Here is a 12899-nt window from a genome sequence, read left to right on the forward strand (position 1 = left end):
CGATCGCATTCGGCGTAAAATTAAGTTGACTACTATCATCATGTTTTAATAAGTACCCCTGCCCGGCCGTGTGTCGAGGCTTCTCCATCATGCCAGCCAGGGCCAACGGCCGCCGCCAGCAATCTTTGCTTTTCCCGGGGCTGCACGCATGAAACAGACAAGCAACAAGACCTTGATGGCGAGCACCGCGCTCGCCTTCGCGCTCGGCCTGTGTGCCGCGCCGCTGGCCGCCGCGCAGAAGCCGGAGAAGAACGGCGCCGCCGCCAAGGCCGACCGGCCGGTCAAGGTCGCCCAGCAGGCTAGAACTGGGCAGAACGAGCCGACTGTGCTCGACCTGATCACCATCTCGGCGACGATGATCAAGACGGCGATCATCGAATCGATGGCCGCCATCAGCGCCGTCGATCAGGAAGAGCTCGAACGCATCCAGCCTGACACCGCCGCCGACATGTTCCGCACCACGCCCGGCGTTGCCGCTTCGATGAACGGCGACGATCCGGCAACCGCCATCAACATTCGCGGCCTCGAACAATATGGCCGCGTGGTGGTGACGCTCGACGGCGCCCGCCAGGATTACTGGCGCGTCGGCCACGGCGCGGGCTCGTTCTATGTCGAGCCGGAACTAATCAAGGAAGCAACCGTCATTCGCGGCCCGGTCTCGAACGCCTGTGGCTCGGGCGGCATCGGCGGCGTTGTCTCCTTCGAAACCAGGGATGCCGGCGATTTCCTCAAGCAGGAGGAACGCTGGGCGCTGAGCGAGAAGCTGGGCTATGAGGATAATGACGACGGCTTCACCACCAGCACCACCGGCGCCTACCGTTTCAGCGACGACGCCGACATCATCGGCAACCTCATTTATCGCGACCGCGACAGCTACACCGATGGCAATGGCGACGCCGTGCCATGGACCGGCGAGAGCATCACCAGCGGCTATATGAAGGCGACCCTGCGGCCGGCCGACGGCCACGAGCTCAAGCTCGGCGCGATCCTGCAGCGCTACAATGACCAGATCACCGGATCGAGCGGCTCGACCTCGCCAACGCTGAGCCGCTACGACACCGACACGACCAACCAGACCTACACGGCTGCTTATATGTGGAGGCCGGACGACAACGAACTGATCGACCTCAGTGTCAACGCATACCACAACCGCACGCGCGCCGAGCAGACGCAGGTCTGGCCGGCAACGGCGATCGGCAACTTCCGCTATTACGACGTCGCCACGACCGGCTTCAACCTGAAGAACTCCTCGCGTTTCGACGCCTGGGAGTTGGCACATACCCTCACCTACGGCCTCGACTACTACTATCTGGAGGCCACGTCGGAGGCCGCGCATTTCGGTTCGGGCGAGCAGCGGGGTTATGGCGGCTTCCTGCAATGGCAGGGCGACTACAGCGACTGGCTGCAGCTCATCGCCGCCATGCGCTATGACGGCTACCAGCTCGACGGCAAAACGAAGACCGTGCCGCCGGCGGAAGCCTCGATTTCGGGCGATCGCTGGTCGCCTCGCCTCACCGTCGGCGTGATGCCGTTGGATGGCTTCCAGCTCTACGGCACCTATTCGGAAGGCTACCGGGCACCGAGCCTGCAGGACGTCTATCGCGGCGGCGGCGCGCATGTCGGCGGCGACAGCTACCAGCCTAACCTGCTTCTGCAGCCCGAAACGGCGAAGAACTGGGAAGCCGGGATCAATCTGAGATATGACGATGTGCTGGCCGCGGGCGACCTGTTTCGTGCCAAGGTCAACGTCTTCCACACCGCCGTCGAAGACTACATCGACGTCGACCTCACCGTTTTGCCGCGCATGGCGATCAACATCGGCGACGCGCGGCTGAAGGGCGTCGAGGCCGAAGCCGTCTACGACTATGGCTGGGGGTTCGCGAACCTCGCCGGCGCCCTGATCGACGCCAAGGTCGTCAGCGGCGTCTATTCCGGCCAGACGCTGAACAACACGCCGCTCGACCGCTTCTCGGCGACCGTCGGCTTCCGCATGCTGGAAGACCAGCTCACCGTCGGTGCGCAATACCTCAGCGTCGGCAAGATCACCCGGACAAGCCGCACCAATCCCGACGCGCCGGTCGCGGTCGATGACGGCTTCGACCTGGTCAACGTCTTTGCCAACTGGCGCATCAACGACCACGCCAAGCTCGATTTCAGCGTCGATAACATCTTCAACACCGCCTACACCGACCCGCAAAGCGCCTGGTCGACGACGGCGGCGACGGAACAGGGCAAGGGCCGCACCTTCAAGGTGGCGCTCACAGGCAGGATCGGAGGTTGAGAATGAGGGAAGCTTCAGTGAGCGGACTGGCCTGCGAAGCGCGCTTGAACCTGCGCAACCTGCCGCATTACATCGACCGCATCAGCGACAGGCTGCAGAGCTTCGATGCCGATGCCTCGCGGGAGGGGCAGCGGCTCGACTTCCGCTTCGCCTTCGGCGACGCGTCCCTTGACATGGAGCGGCTGGTGATGCGGGCCAACGCCGCCGACCGCGATGGGCTGGCCCGCATCAAGGACCTGCTGGCCACCGCCGTAGAGGTATATGCCAAGGAAGAAAGTCCCGAGATCGTCTGGACCGGCGATCTCGCCGAAGAAACCCGCCTCGCGCAGTTCCGTGAGATGGTCGTCACCCAAGTCGGCGACCTGACGCGGCATATGCGCCGCATCCGCTTCGCCGGCGAGGATCTCTCTCGTTTTGCGAAATTCGGCGGCATGCATATCCGCATGCTGTTTCCGACCGGGGACGTCCCCGATCCGCTCTGGCCCGTGCTCGGCAGCAATGGCCTCCCGGCATGGCCCTCGGGCGACAGGCGTCCCGTCGCGCGCGTCTATACGATCCGGAAGCTCGACGTGGAAAAGGGCTTCATCGAGGTCGACTTCCTGATCCACCCCGGCGACAGCGTCGGCGCCCGCTGGGCCATGCAGGCGGCGCCCGGCATGAAGATCGGCATCATGGGGCCGGTCGGCCGTCCGGTACGACCGGCGTCCTGGTATCTCATGGGCGCCGACGAAACCGGCCTGCCTGCGCTGGCGCGCATGCTGGAGACGCTGCCCGCCGAGACCAAAGGCGTGGCCTTCATAGAGATCGCCGACGATGGCGAACGGCAGGCCATCGACAACGCGACCGGTATCGAGCTGCATTGGCTGCCGAGAAATGGTGTGCCGGCCGGACTCGACGACAGGCTGGCGCGCGCCATCCGGTCGGTCGCATGGCCGACCGGTTCGGCATTCGGCTGGTTCGCGGCCGAAGCAGCCGCCGCCAGGACGGTGCGCGAACACTGGCGCGGCACGCTGACGCTCGGCCGCAACGAGACGCTGGCAGCAGCCTATTGGCGGCGGGGCGCGGCGGGACTGATGGCCGGCTAGATCTTGCTCACCACCGCTTGGGCACCCTCGCCCGGACCGATTGAGATCCGGTCGCCGGAGACAATGCCTGATATCTCGCAGACGACCAGCGGCATGCTGATTTCATAGAGGAATTCGGCAACGATGGCGCCGACGGCAAGGATCGGGTCCGGCCGCTCCAGGATAATGCCGGCCGGCGCCGTGCCCCTGCGGATCGCTTCGGCCAGAACCGAAGACGAAGACGATGACCCCCGCCCGCTCGGCATCACCAGGATCTTGCTGGCGATGTTGCCGCCGAGGTTCGGGTGCGAATGATCGATGATGTCGCCCGTTTCGACGTCGATCCCGCCCCAGAAGCTGAGCGCCTGCGAAAGCACCAGCGCCGGGCCTTGCGCCGAGCCGGCAAGGTGGAATGTACCTGTTCTGTCCGGCCCCCTCATGGCGCGCCTCGCACGACGCGGCCGGCAGCAGCCGAGCGGACGCAGTCCTCCATGTCACCGAATGCCACCGAGACACCGATATTGCCAGGTGCGTAATGCGCCCATTTGCCCGAATTGGTCATCACCACACCGTCGAGCCGCTCGATGATCGTGGTGACGTAAGTGCAGGTGTCGGCGACCGGAACGAGGCCGAATGCTTCCATGCCGGCCAGTGCGCCTTCGTCCTGCAGCCGCGTCAGCGTCGCGCGCCCTGTGTTGACATAGATCGGGACACCTTTGCCTGGACCGACTTGGCGCAGCAGCGGCAACAGGCGCATCCACTCTTCATGGGAGAAATGCGGCGTGCCTAACGACACGGCTGCGACCTGCACGCCGTCGGGAACGCTCGACAGCCTGGCCAGCGCATGGTGGATGTCAGCGCGAGAGATCCGGATTTTTTCCTCCGGCGCCAGGCCGTGCAACGCCTCATCCGGCGTCTCCGCCTCCGGCGTGATGCCGACGGCATGAAACAGCGCCACGGCACCCGTCGTTGCCGCCGCCGCCCCCAGCGCCTTCAATTGGTCCTCGTCGCGCGGCTGCGGCAGGCCCGATATGACAGGGATGCGGTCGCCAGCCCTTTGCCCGATGATCAGCCCGACGCCGACAAACAGAGCGTCGCTTGGCTCGAAAGCAGCGTCAGTCAGCTCGAACAGGACCTGGCCTCGTCGATTTTCACTCAGATGCAGCCCCCATGCCGGCGCGCGCCCGGTCATTGCGCAGCACAAATCGATAAAATCGCCATAGCGGTTGGTCCGCGCCCCGATCACCGAATTGGCAAAGACGATGGCGTTGGATTCACCCCAGGCGATCTGCTCGCCGAACCTTGGCCGGAACCGGGTCTGATAGGGTGCGCAGGTGAAGGTCGCCTGGCAGCCGAGTTCCAGATGCGCCTTCATCAGGCGTCGCGCCGGCGTTTCTTGCGACACCGGCATCTTCACCAATCCGGGATGGATGAGGTCGAACGAACCGACATTCAGCGTCGTCGGCACCCGAACGCGGCCGCCGCCCTCGATCAGCCTTTCGACGAAATCGAGGCTGGCCTGGCCGTGATAGAGGCAGCCGTCGATATGGGCACCGGCAATGTCCAGCAACTTGCGCGCGCCGACCGCCTTCGAAAAGGCAACCAGGATCGTCATGGCGGCAGCCGCTGCCGAGCCTTGCTCGCCATGCAGCATCGACTGATCGCCGGCCGTCAATTCCAGCGTCATCGGCAATATTCCCGAGCCCGCACTATGCCGATCAAGCACTCCCTGATTACGGAGCGTCTGGCAAGACACAGCTTTGGATCTCTTCTAATTCGCAGCCGTCAGCAGACCAGACGTTCACAGCTCATCGCGAAGCAAGAGAGACGCGAAGCACGGTCGCAGAGCGGGCGATCCGCGGCGGAAACGGCGCTATTCTTTCGGCGCTATTCCTTCTGGGACGGTCCGTCGGACGCGCTGCGGTCACCATCTGCAGAATGCGGCAGAATGCCGAAATCGCGCGACTTGGTCCCATGCGCCGCCGTCAGGAAACCATCGGCTGTGAGACCTCGTCTCAAAAGCTCACGTACCGCGGCCGACCGGCTCGGCATGTGCTTGTCGAAGCGCCAGTTCTCCAACGCCGCCAGTTCATCGACGGTCAGCATGATCTGCAATCGTTCCGGGCGTTCCAGTTCGGACATCTCGGCCTCCTGTCACACCAGCCTAAATGCAGCTGAGTTAGTGTGTTCCTAATTTTCTGTAGAGTTAGGTACGTGAGCAGAATGCGTCAAGGCCTTCGGATCAGCGAGTCATGCAGAAGTCAGATGAAGCGGATCAAGCGTCAGATAGGCAATCAACAAAATACGCTAACTATTTGACATAAAACGAGTTTTTAAGGAATTTCGCTTGCCAATCGCGAATCCTGGGCGCATCGTGGAACATGAGGGACAAACCGCTCCTGAAGGGAAGGTTTTCCATGCGCTACGGATTTTCGGTTCGCCTGCACGAAGACGTCAGTTCCCGAGTTCGGGCTGTATTGCGGTCCGGGATTGCCATCAATCTGACTGCTGTCGCCGAAGCCGCGCGACTGCAGAACCTCGCCGAGAATGTTGCGCGCGAGGACATCGAATGGCTCGTCATGCAAGCAGCCCAGCTCTACGGGGCGGCTATCGAGTTCGATGGCTTCGCGGAAACCGATCTGGCGGAGTTTGCGTGCCCTCAGCTGATGCAAAGCAGCCCCGCCGCGGGTTGGGACTCCCTGGAAGACGAAGCGTCCGCTTCGCCGGATCCTGGCCGTCAAACACACTGAGCGCGTGCTCGTGTGAGCCCCCGCCATGCTGACGCCACGTGCTCGGAAAAAAGCCCGCCGCAATGGCGGGCTTTGGACTGCTGGAGCTTTGGTGGACGAAGGCCTCTCGGCCTGGTCCGACATTCATCCGATGTATTCGCCTTAGCGGCGGGCGATCAGCAGGCACAATTGGCGCAGATCGCTGTCGTAAGTGCCTTCGCTGCTGAGCACGTCAACGCAGCGCTTCTTCATCCTGGCCAACTTGTCGCCCGACATGTCGGCAACGACCTGAGGCAAGCTGGGATTGCTGGGGTTGCTGGGATTGGAAGGGCTGCCCGGGTTGGACGGATTGCTCGGATTGGTACCACCGCCGATCCCGACACCGGCGCCGACATTGATGCCGCTGCCGATCCCGACCCCCGCGCCAGCCCCAACGCCGCTGCCGATACCTACCCCCGCGCCGGCAGCAATGCCACCGGAACCGCCGATCGTCGCGCCGGCACCGGCGTTGATGCCGCTTCTGCCCCCGACCGATGCGCCGGCGCCCGCCGCGATTCCGCTGGAACCGCCAACCGTCGCGCCGGCACCGGCGTTGATGCCGCTACTGCCGCCCAACGACGCACCGAGGCCTGCCTTGATGCCGCCGCTGCCGCCAACCGTCGCGCCGGCACCGGCGTTGATGCCGCCGCGACCGCCAACCGTCGCGCCGAGGCCGGCTTTGATGCCGCCGTTGCCGCCGATGGATGTTCCAACACCAACGGCAATTCCGTCCGCGGCATTCACGGGCATCGAGAGCATGAAAATAACTGCGCTGCCTGCCACCGCATCGGTGATTGTTTTGATTAAGGTGGTCATAACACTCTCCTTGCTGTAGTTGCGCTGAACAGCCCGCGACGTCGCCGGTTGCATACCTACTAATTTGCAAGAAGATGATCGGTTTCGTTGCCGATCAGCTCGCTGGCCTCATGGTATATTTTCAAATAACAGCCGCGTGAAATTTGTAGTGAAATTTTCCGAAAGTTTTACTTGGGATGGCCTCTACCGATTGAAGCGATGCGAGACTCAGCTGATGGCGCCGCAACAGACGAACGTTGCGACGGTCGGCGGCCAAAGAAGGCGAATTCCTAATCAGCAAACCACAACATCAAACCTACCTACGGCAATAGAACAAGGGGCCGAGAAGATCCGCGCTGCGCGGGTTTGCTTCACTGTGCTGCGTCATTTTTGCCGGAACCTTTCCATCACCCGGGTTGTTTTTTCTGTAGTCGTCACATGATGATAACCCAATGATGGAGATCAACATGCTTACGAAAATCGTGACAGCTTCCATACTTGCAGCCGGTCTGGCGACCGCGGCGATGGCCCAGAACGCCGGGTCGGACAACAATGCGCCTGGCAGCGAGAAGAGCATCGTCGTCCAGCCCAAGCCGAACGGTATTGACCCTGGCACGACCCGCAGCACGATGGGCACGACGGGTACCATGAACTCCAATGCGGATGAAAACTGCCCTGCAACCCCGCAAGGAGCTCAACCCGATGCATCCAACAAGCCTGCCGGGACGGTTTCACCGACTGTCAACGACAACAATTGCGGTAAGTAGTTAGCCGCGCCAATCGGGCTTGCCATCGCGGGCTTGCGGCAGCAGGACCGGTCAGGACTGGTTTTGCTGCCGATCATGGAACGATGTATGGGCCGACCACCCGCGAGATCCAGCGTTGGAATCAAATCCGCTTGCGTTCACGCTTTACGTGGTCGCGCCTTGGATTTGCTTCCGTCCTTGGTGGCGGGCGCCGGCCTAGGCTGGCGTGCTTTCGGCTTCGGTCGGCTGGCGGTCTCCGGCGCGGCGGTTTCTGCGTCGATTTCGGCGGTAGCCTGATCCCAATGCTGCTGATGCGCCCCGTCGGGCCTGCCTGCCTGTTCCCAGATCGCGTGTGCTCGCTGGCGAATCCGTTCCTGCCTGTCCGTCATTGTTGCCTCCGTCGGCTCGGTTGATGCGTAAGCAACCTTGTTCTAGCTGAAATTTCGACCGGCGTCTTGAGCGGCAGGCGACACCGTCATTGAACCTCTCTGTCACACAGGACGGCGACCCCGAGGAGCGCCGCCTTCTTGATGATCAGCCCTTCAAGGTCCGCGTCCGAGCGCTCGGTTCCGGTGCGTTCGCGCAACAGTGCTATCGCCGCCTTCATCGACAGCAGGCCATCGCCTCGTTCAGCAAGCAGTTTGTCGACGGCTGCGGCCACGTTGACCGGCTCGACATGCGGCAGCATGGGAATGGCTCCTTTCCTTGTTTCGAGACGACAGCGGCTCCATCCCGATCCCTCGGGATGGAGCTCTCATTTGATAATTTAGGCCATGACCTTCCAAATCCGGTTCGCGGTTTGGCAACGCCGATCACTCGATGACCTGCACGATCTTGCGGGTGTCTGGGTCGACGAGCACGGTGCGATTGCCGACGACGACGTATCTGTACCGCACGTCTGGAACATCGATCGGTTGCAGCTCGACCGTATCGGGCAACGTGGAACCGATATTGAGCTCCACCCCCAGAAGACTGATCGACGCCAGCGGGTGCTTGTGGACGTATTCGCGGATGACCGTCTGCTGTTTGGGCGTGACAATCACCTGGTCCGCGGTGGCCACGCCGACGCCGGCAAGCAACGCCAATCCCGCCGCAGCAGGAACAAGGTGGATTTTCATCGTCTACTCCTGTTGTTACGGGCCTCGCCCTTACAATTGCGACGCGGCATTCCGGTCGAAGCGGCGAACCCTCTAGGCAAACGCCCACGCCACCTTGTTGTTCCGTAAGTGGCGGCTAATCGAACAGCGGTGAAGTGCCCGCGCGACTGGGAATGAGCTTGCGGTGGCCCGCGTCGCAAGACGCGGGCCGATCGGTTTCCCGATCAGCAGCGATACCGGAGGGGGGTGATATCTACTGCGTCTGAAATAACATTTAGGACAAGCTAATGTTCCTCAGCGAGTGCAACAAACCTGCCGGCGCGAGCGGCGCGAAGTTGCCGCTCGTCGCTGCTACTGCTTTGGCGGCTGTGGCGGCACCTCGCCGGGCTTGATCACCGGGGTCTTGCCCTCATCCGGCGGTGGCGCCGCCATGCCCTGATCGCCCGTTGGCGGGGGCTTCAGGACCCCACCGCATGGCTCGAGCGTATCGGACAAATTGTTGCCGGCCGGCTTCTGCTGTTGGCTGTTCTGGTCCGGCGGCTCGACTTTGCAGCGGTCGGATTGCGCCTGTTCGCCCGGCTGCGCGGCCGCCGGCACTGCCAGCAGCAGCGCACCTAGCATGTACGGCAAGAAAATGAGCGGTCTCATGTCGAGCTCCTTTCGCGCCAATATCTTCTGAATGTGAAGGCGGGCCGGCGCGATTGGTTCCGTCGTGCGGCAATGCGCACGGACCGCAGCGGCCCGGAACCGGCCGCCAGACTTATGAGTTCAATCACTGAGCCAATTCAGGGCCGCTGACATAATGGAGAACCGGCGATGGAACCGCGCAGCAAAGAACGAACCGACGACGAGACGGAGAGCCCGACGATCGAGCAGCAGGACTGGGATGCCATCCGGAGCGGGAGAATCCTCCCGGACGGCGTGCCGCAAAACGGCGATATTCGCTATGACGTCGAGAAGAGCGGCGAACTGCCGGAGGAGGACGACGATAACGCTTACCAGGACAGCGACGAGGCCTTGCCGGACGATACGGATGAACGTGTCATTTCGCGCGATCTCGCACGCGAAGGTGGCCCTTTCGACGAGGAATGAGCCGCCGCCTGCTTTCAATTCGGGAGGTCGAAGAGCGGCTCCTGGCAGCGATAGACCAGACATTGACCGTCACGCGTCTTGATATACGCGGCGCGCGGCACCTGCGGCCAGTCGCATTCATTGCCGAATTGGCGGACGTAACGGTCGTAGGTGTTCTGGCCGGTGGTGAGCACGACAGAGCGATGCCTCTGGATCAGAAGCTGCGTCTGTTCGCATGTCATCGCGCGGCTGTCCGGCCGCGCGTCGGCCGTTGCGGCAAACAGAAGCGCCCCGGCTGTCAGGACTGCCGCTTGTGTCTGGATCTTGGCAAGCATGACACCATCTCCCATGCCTAACGCGCATCTTGGTCGGGCAGCGCCGGATCGAGCCGCCCTGTCGCGAAAGAAAGATCGTACAGAATGCGAGCAAAAATGCAAAAAGCCCGCCGCACCTTTCGGCGCGGCGGGCTCCAACTGAACGTCACTATTTCGGCGGGCTTGGGCGGCTTATTCCTCCTTCACCGGCCCGAACCGGCGCACGATAACCTCGAAGACGATGTCCGAGATCCACATCGCCGAGACGCCGATGAGGAACGCCGCGGCCAGCGTCGTGGTGTCGTCGTCCGGAGAAGGAATGGGCAGGCCGGCGGCGCGAAAATAATGCACGACCGGCAGCGTCAGATAGGCCGCCGCCAGCGCGCCGCAGATCGGCGAGGCCACCATTTCGCGGACCTTGTAGCGGTGGCGCGACAAGGCCCGCAAAATGCCGCCGGACAGGCCGGCGACCAACACCGGCGCCTTGATGCCCAGGACGTCGAGCAATTCGTGCATCATGGCGTCCACCCGCACCATCTGGCGCCCTGCCCGTTGAAGGCGTTCATCTCGTCGAGCTCGGGCCGGCTCATGGCGGCAACGACCGGGGCGGATGGCCGGCGCGGCTGGTTGTGGTCGCACCAGACCTGGCGCGGATTGCCGGCCGGCGCGGTTGTCGTGCAGCCGGCGAGCACCACGCAGAGGATCAGCGCTTTGCCCATTTGGCAGCCTCCGCTCTTGCTGCCGCATCGGCCATGCCGGCGGCCTTGCGCTCTTCGGCGGCGGCCTCGCGCCTCATTTCCAGACGATCCTCGGCGGCCGCGACTTTTGCCTCTGCCTGTTTGACCGCCTCCTTCCTCGCCCGGTTGATGCCGCCGGCAACGTAAAGGCCGATGCCGCCCGCCACGGCAGCGAATACCGTCATGACGAGCTTGTTGCCGATGATGGCGCTGAGAATGCTGAGAAGCGCTGCCATCACAAGTCCTCCGCGCGGCGGCGGCGCAGGAACTCGGTCAAAACGCCGTTGATCACAAGAAACCAGGGGAACCATTCCCCCGGAACGACCGGCGAAAGAACCTGCGGGTCGACATAGGTGACGATAGTCGCGATGACGCCGATGGCCGCCTGAAGCCGCGCCCAGAATATTGTCTCGCTGTCGCGGAAAAAGCTCTTGATCCGGGTCCACATGTCATTTCCTTCCGAACAGTTTGAGGATGGCTGATAATTTGAGGATGGCGGCGATCAGCGCTGCCCAGAGGCCGGGCTTGGCGACAGCCACGGGAGGTACAGAGGGCGTAGCGGTCGCTTGGGGAACGGCAATTGGCTTAGCGGGCTCTGGCGGGACTGCAGGAGTGACCGCCGATGACACCGGACCGGCAGACGGCCAGGGCGTGTCCTTGATGCGCGACCATTTGCGATAGGCCTCGGCAAGCCTGGTATCGTAGGCGTTCTTGCGATAGCCGGCGCCGTTGTAGCCCTTGGCGAATCCCGACCAGTCATGATTGCGCAGATTGTCGTCGAGCCGCTTCTCGACGATGAAATCGATCGCCGCGCCGAGCTGCAGCGCCTCGTCCGCCATCATCGCCTCGGCCATCGCCTGCACGGTAAGGAAGCCTGCCGCCATGAAATTCTCGCCGAGAACCTGGCCCAAGCCCCACGAAGCGGATTTGAGCGCCGCGGTTTCGTCGATCGCACAAGCTGCCCTGAGCCGTGGGTAGCTATCCCTGGGATAGGGCTTTGCGCCCCACTTCGGATAAGCGAGGCCGGCGGCTACCGCTTGTGCCCGCTTGGCACCCGACAGGTTGCGGTAGAAGACGTGCGGTTCGAACAGGATGACCGGCCGGCCAACGGCGTCGAAGCCGTGCCCGCTGGTCTCGACATCGAGGAACGCGTGCATCTCGTCCTCGCCGACGCCGATCCGGGCACCGAGTTTCGGCAAGTCTATATCATCGAGGCGCCTGGCGGCGCCCCTGAACGTCATGTCCATGGGCAGTCCTTTCCGCCCTCGCGGGCAAGGTTTTGAGGTTGAAAAAGCAGATGCGCGGCGGCAAAGCAGAATTTGGCGGCAGCCCGCGCCGATGTGGCAAGGAAGGTTGATGTTTTCGACCCGCCGTGTGAAATGGCCGCGGGATGGTGCACATGTCTGATGATGAACAAACCGCTGCGGCACGCTGGTCGGTGAAGTCCGAGCTCCGCGCCGTCGCTCGCGACAAGCCGTTGCTCGCGGTGCTGGCGGCGATCCTCTGCCTCTATTGTGCGTTTATCGCCGGACCGATCGTCTATGCGGTACTGGCCATCAACGGCATTGCGGATTTCTTCAAATGAAGCCAGTTCCGGCGATCTCGCTGCGGTCCGGCGCGCTGCGTCTACCCGCGCCGAAATTGCTCGGCCTGGATGAAATTGCTTAGCCGGGATGAAACTGTTCCCGTCTATCGTTCGTACCTGTAGCGGGTACGGGAGGACACGTGACGATAAGAATCAGGCTTCCAGGCGGGACTTTGAAGATCAAGAAAAGGGACGAGCTGCGGCGTCGCGAGCAGAATCGCGAGGTGCCGGTTTGGCAGGTCGGCAATTACTTTGTCATCTGGTGGCCGAGCGGCGTGTCCGATCGCCCATCCTCGCCCAGAAAATCCTCGCCCAGGAAATAGCCCGCGCACCAGACGATGCCGACTGGGTAATGACGCCTCCGTGCGGGATCGGGAACGGCCGCGCGCACCAAACTTCCGAGACCGCTCGACTAGCCCCAGAAATAGTCAGCGGGCAGGC

20 protein-coding genes are annotated in these 12899 nt (G+C 62.9%); 6 read left to right on the top strand and 14 right to left on the bottom strand.

Annotated elements, in window-relative coordinates; genetic code table 11:
* The first annotated feature begins 148 nt into the window (after window positions 1–148).
* Both NKH49_RS20835 and NKH49_RS20840 read left to right on the top strand, forming a co-directional pair.
* Complete coding sequence (locus tag NKH49_RS20835; RefSeq protein ID WP_352927563.1) at window positions 149–2281, top strand: TonB-dependent hemoglobin/transferrin/lactoferrin family receptor; 2133 nt, start codon at window positions 149–151, stop codon at window positions 2279–2281.
* A 2-nt stretch (window positions 2282–2283) separates the two neighbouring features.
* A complete protein-coding gene (locus tag NKH49_RS20840) occupies window positions 2284–3366 on the top strand; it encodes an SIP domain-containing protein (protein ID WP_352927566.1) in 1083 nt (360 codons plus the stop codon).
* Here the strand turns inward: NKH49_RS20840 and NKH49_RS20845 are convergent.
* The 3 genes from NKH49_RS20845 to NKH49_RS20855 form a co-directional block, all read right to left on the bottom strand.
* Window positions 3363–3785: an aconitase X swivel domain-containing protein gene (locus NKH49_RS20845; protein WP_352927569.1), complete on the bottom strand. Its 423-nt coding sequence runs from the start codon at window positions 3783–3785 to the stop codon at window positions 3363–3365. The genes NKH49_RS20840 and NKH49_RS20845 overlap by 4 nt on opposite strands.
* Window positions 3782–5032 (bottom strand): aconitase X, encoded by a 1251-nt coding sequence (locus NKH49_RS20850; RefSeq protein ID WP_352927572.1) that lies wholly within the window; start codon window positions 5030–5032, stop codon window positions 3782–3784. Before NKH49_RS20850 ends, NKH49_RS20845 begins: the two co-directional genes overlap by 4 nt.
* Before the next feature lie 200 nt (window positions 5033–5232).
* The gene (locus NKH49_RS20855) at window positions 5233–5487 is read right to left on the bottom strand and encodes a hypothetical protein (protein WP_352927575.1); all 255 of its coding nucleotides are present in this window, start codon (window positions 5485–5487) and stop codon (window positions 5233–5235) included.
* A 275-nt stretch (window positions 5488–5762) separates the two neighbouring features.
* Between NKH49_RS20855 and NKH49_RS20860 the strand changes: the two genes are divergently transcribed.
* Window positions 5763–6095, top strand: coding sequence for a hypothetical protein (locus NKH49_RS20860; protein ID WP_352474220.1), 333 nt, complete (start codon window positions 5763–5765; stop codon window positions 6093–6095).
* Window positions 6096–6236: 141 nt separating this feature from the next.
* On the opposite strand, the gene NKH49_RS20865 is transcribed toward NKH49_RS20860, so the two are convergent.
* A complete protein-coding gene (locus NKH49_RS20865) occupies window positions 6237–6929 on the bottom strand; it encodes a hypothetical protein (protein ID WP_352927683.1) in 693 nt (230 codons plus the stop codon).
* Between the two features lie 431 nt (window positions 6930–7360).
* Here NKH49_RS20865 and NKH49_RS20870 point away from each other — a divergent pair, with 431 nt between their 5' ends.
* On the top strand, window positions 7361–7675 hold the full coding sequence (locus tag NKH49_RS20870) for a hypothetical protein (RefSeq protein WP_352474216.1): 315 nt from the start codon (window positions 7361–7363) through the stop codon (window positions 7673–7675).
* A 137-nt stretch (window positions 7676–7812) separates the two neighbouring features.
* Here NKH49_RS20870 and NKH49_RS20875 read toward each other — a convergent pair whose 3' ends face one another.
* The 4 genes from NKH49_RS20875 to NKH49_RS20890 form a co-directional block, all read right to left on the bottom strand.
* Window positions 7813–8043, bottom strand: a complete 231-nt coding sequence (locus tag NKH49_RS20875) for a DUF2934 domain-containing protein (protein WP_352927578.1) — start codon at window positions 8041–8043, stop codon at window positions 7813–7815.
* An 86-nt stretch (window positions 8044–8129) separates the two neighbouring features.
* Window positions 8130–8342, bottom strand: coding sequence for a hypothetical protein (locus NKH49_RS20880; RefSeq protein WP_352452715.1), 213 nt, complete (start codon window positions 8340–8342; stop codon window positions 8130–8132).
* Between the two features lie 124 nt (window positions 8343–8466).
* Window positions 8467–8772: a DUF1236 domain-containing protein gene (locus tag NKH49_RS20885; RefSeq protein WP_352474210.1), complete on the bottom strand. Its 306-nt coding sequence runs from the start codon at window positions 8770–8772 to the stop codon at window positions 8467–8469.
* Between the two features lie 330 nt (window positions 8773–9102).
* Window positions 9103–9399: a hypothetical protein gene (locus NKH49_RS20890; protein WP_352474209.1), complete on the bottom strand. Its 297-nt coding sequence runs from the start codon at window positions 9397–9399 to the stop codon at window positions 9103–9105.
* A 168-nt stretch (window positions 9400–9567) separates the two neighbouring features.
* Between NKH49_RS20890 and NKH49_RS20895 the strand changes: the two genes are divergently transcribed.
* Window positions 9568–9843: a hypothetical protein gene (locus NKH49_RS20895; protein WP_352927581.1), complete on the top strand. Its 276-nt coding sequence runs from the start codon at window positions 9568–9570 to the stop codon at window positions 9841–9843.
* A 14-nt stretch (window positions 9844–9857) separates the two neighbouring features.
* Here the strand turns inward: NKH49_RS20895 and NKH49_RS20900 are convergent, their stop codons facing one another.
* The 6 genes from NKH49_RS20900 to NKH49_RS20925 form a co-directional block, all read right to left on the bottom strand.
* Window positions 9858–10157 (bottom strand): hypothetical protein, encoded by a 300-nt coding sequence (locus NKH49_RS20900; RefSeq protein ID WP_352927584.1) that lies wholly within the window; start codon window positions 10155–10157, stop codon window positions 9858–9860.
* A gap of 171 nt (window positions 10158–10328) precedes the next feature.
* A complete protein-coding gene (locus tag NKH49_RS20905; RefSeq protein ID WP_036245970.1) occupies window positions 10329–10652 on the bottom strand; it encodes a hypothetical protein in 324 nt (107 codons plus the stop codon).
* On the bottom strand, window positions 10652–10855 hold the full coding sequence (locus NKH49_RS20910; RefSeq protein ID WP_352755538.1) for a hypothetical protein: 204 nt from the start codon (window positions 10853–10855) through the stop codon (window positions 10652–10654). The genes NKH49_RS20905 and NKH49_RS20910 overlap by 1 nt, the downstream gene beginning before the upstream one ends.
* Window positions 10840–11109: a hypothetical protein gene (locus NKH49_RS20915; protein WP_352927587.1), complete on the bottom strand. Its 270-nt coding sequence runs from the start codon at window positions 11107–11109 to the stop codon at window positions 10840–10842. Before NKH49_RS20915 ends, NKH49_RS20910 begins: the two co-directional genes overlap by 16 nt.
* A complete protein-coding gene (locus NKH49_RS20920) occupies window positions 11109–11321 on the bottom strand; it encodes a hypothetical protein (protein WP_352474200.1) in 213 nt (70 codons plus the stop codon). The genes NKH49_RS20915 and NKH49_RS20920 overlap by 1 nt, the downstream gene beginning before the upstream one ends.
* A gap of 1 nt (window position 11322) precedes the next feature.
* Complete coding sequence (locus NKH49_RS20925; protein ID WP_352686278.1) at window positions 11323–12120, bottom strand: N-acetylmuramidase family protein; 798 nt, start codon at window positions 12118–12120, stop codon at window positions 11323–11325.
* 152 nt (window positions 12121–12272) lie between these two features.
* Here NKH49_RS20925 and NKH49_RS20930 point away from each other — a divergent pair, with 152 nt between their 5' ends.
* On the top strand, window positions 12273–12458 hold the full coding sequence (locus tag NKH49_RS20930; protein WP_352474196.1) for a hypothetical protein: 186 nt from the start codon (window positions 12273–12275) through the stop codon (window positions 12456–12458).
* Window positions 12459–12899: the final 441 nt, after the last annotated feature.

The organism is Mesorhizobium sp. M1088 (assembly GCF_040318575.1).
Classification (GTDB): Bacteria; Pseudomonadota; Alphaproteobacteria; order Rhizobiales; family Rhizobiaceae; genus Mesorhizobium.

Coding starts and splice junctions, on each gene's coding strand:
- NKH49_RS20835 (WP_352927563.1), top strand. CDS start 149: ATGAAACAGACAAGCAACAAGACCTTGATGGCGAGCACCGCGCTCGCC.
- NKH49_RS20840 (WP_352927566.1), top strand. CDS start 2,284: ATGAGGGAAGCTTCAGTGAGCGGACTGGCCTGCGAAGCGCGCTTGAAC.
- NKH49_RS20845 (WP_352927569.1), bottom strand. CDS start 3,785: ATGAGGGGGCCGGACAGAACAGGTACATTCCACCTTGCCGGCTCGGCG.
- NKH49_RS20850 (WP_352927572.1), bottom strand. CDS start 5,032: ATGACGCTGGAATTGACGGCCGGCGATCAGTCGATGCTGCATGGCGAG.
- NKH49_RS20855 (WP_352927575.1), bottom strand. CDS start 5,487: ATGTCCGAACTGGAACGCCCGGAACGATTGCAGATCATGCTGACCGTC.
- NKH49_RS20860 (WP_352474220.1), top strand. CDS start 5,763: ATGCGCTACGGATTTTCGGTTCGCCTGCACGAAGACGTCAGTTCCCGA.
- NKH49_RS20865 (WP_352927683.1), bottom strand. CDS start 6,929: ATGACCACCTTAATCAAAACAATCACCGATGCGGTGGCAGGCAGCGCA.
- NKH49_RS20870 (WP_352474216.1), top strand. CDS start 7,361: ATGATGGAGATCAACATGCTTACGAAAATCGTGACAGCTTCCATACTT.
- NKH49_RS20875 (WP_352927578.1), bottom strand. CDS start 8,043: ATGACGGACAGGCAGGAACGGATTCGCCAGCGAGCACACGCGATCTGG.
- NKH49_RS20880 (WP_352452715.1), bottom strand. CDS start 8,342: ATGCTGCCGCATGTCGAGCCGGTCAACGTGGCCGCAGCCGTCGACAAA.
- NKH49_RS20885 (WP_352474210.1), bottom strand. CDS start 8,772: ATGAAAATCCACCTTGTTCCTGCTGCGGCGGGATTGGCGTTGCTTGCC.
- NKH49_RS20890 (WP_352474209.1), bottom strand. CDS start 9,399: ATGAGACCGCTCATTTTCTTGCCGTACATGCTAGGTGCGCTGCTGCTG.
- NKH49_RS20895 (WP_352927581.1), top strand. CDS start 9,568: ATGGAACCGCGCAGCAAAGAACGAACCGACGACGAGACGGAGAGCCCG.
- NKH49_RS20900 (WP_352927584.1), bottom strand. CDS start 10,157: ATGCTTGCCAAGATCCAGACACAAGCGGCAGTCCTGACAGCCGGGGCG.
- NKH49_RS20905 (WP_036245970.1), bottom strand. CDS start 10,652: ATGCACGAATTGCTCGACGTCCTGGGCATCAAGGCGCCGGTGTTGGTC.
- NKH49_RS20910 (WP_352755538.1), bottom strand. CDS start 10,855: ATGGGCAAAGCGCTGATCCTCTGCGTGGTGCTCGCCGGCTGCACGACA.
- NKH49_RS20915 (WP_352927587.1), bottom strand. CDS start 11,109: ATGGCAGCGCTTCTCAGCATTCTCAGCGCCATCATCGGCAACAAGCTC.
- NKH49_RS20920 (WP_352474200.1), bottom strand. CDS start 11,321: ATGTGGACCCGGATCAAGAGCTTTTTCCGCGACAGCGAGACAATATTC.
- NKH49_RS20925 (WP_352686278.1), bottom strand. CDS start 12,120: ATGGACATGACGTTCAGGGGCGCCGCCAGGCGCCTCGATGATATAGAC.
- NKH49_RS20930 (WP_352474196.1), top strand. CDS start 12,273: ATGTCTGATGATGAACAAACCGCTGCGGCACGCTGGTCGGTGAAGTCC.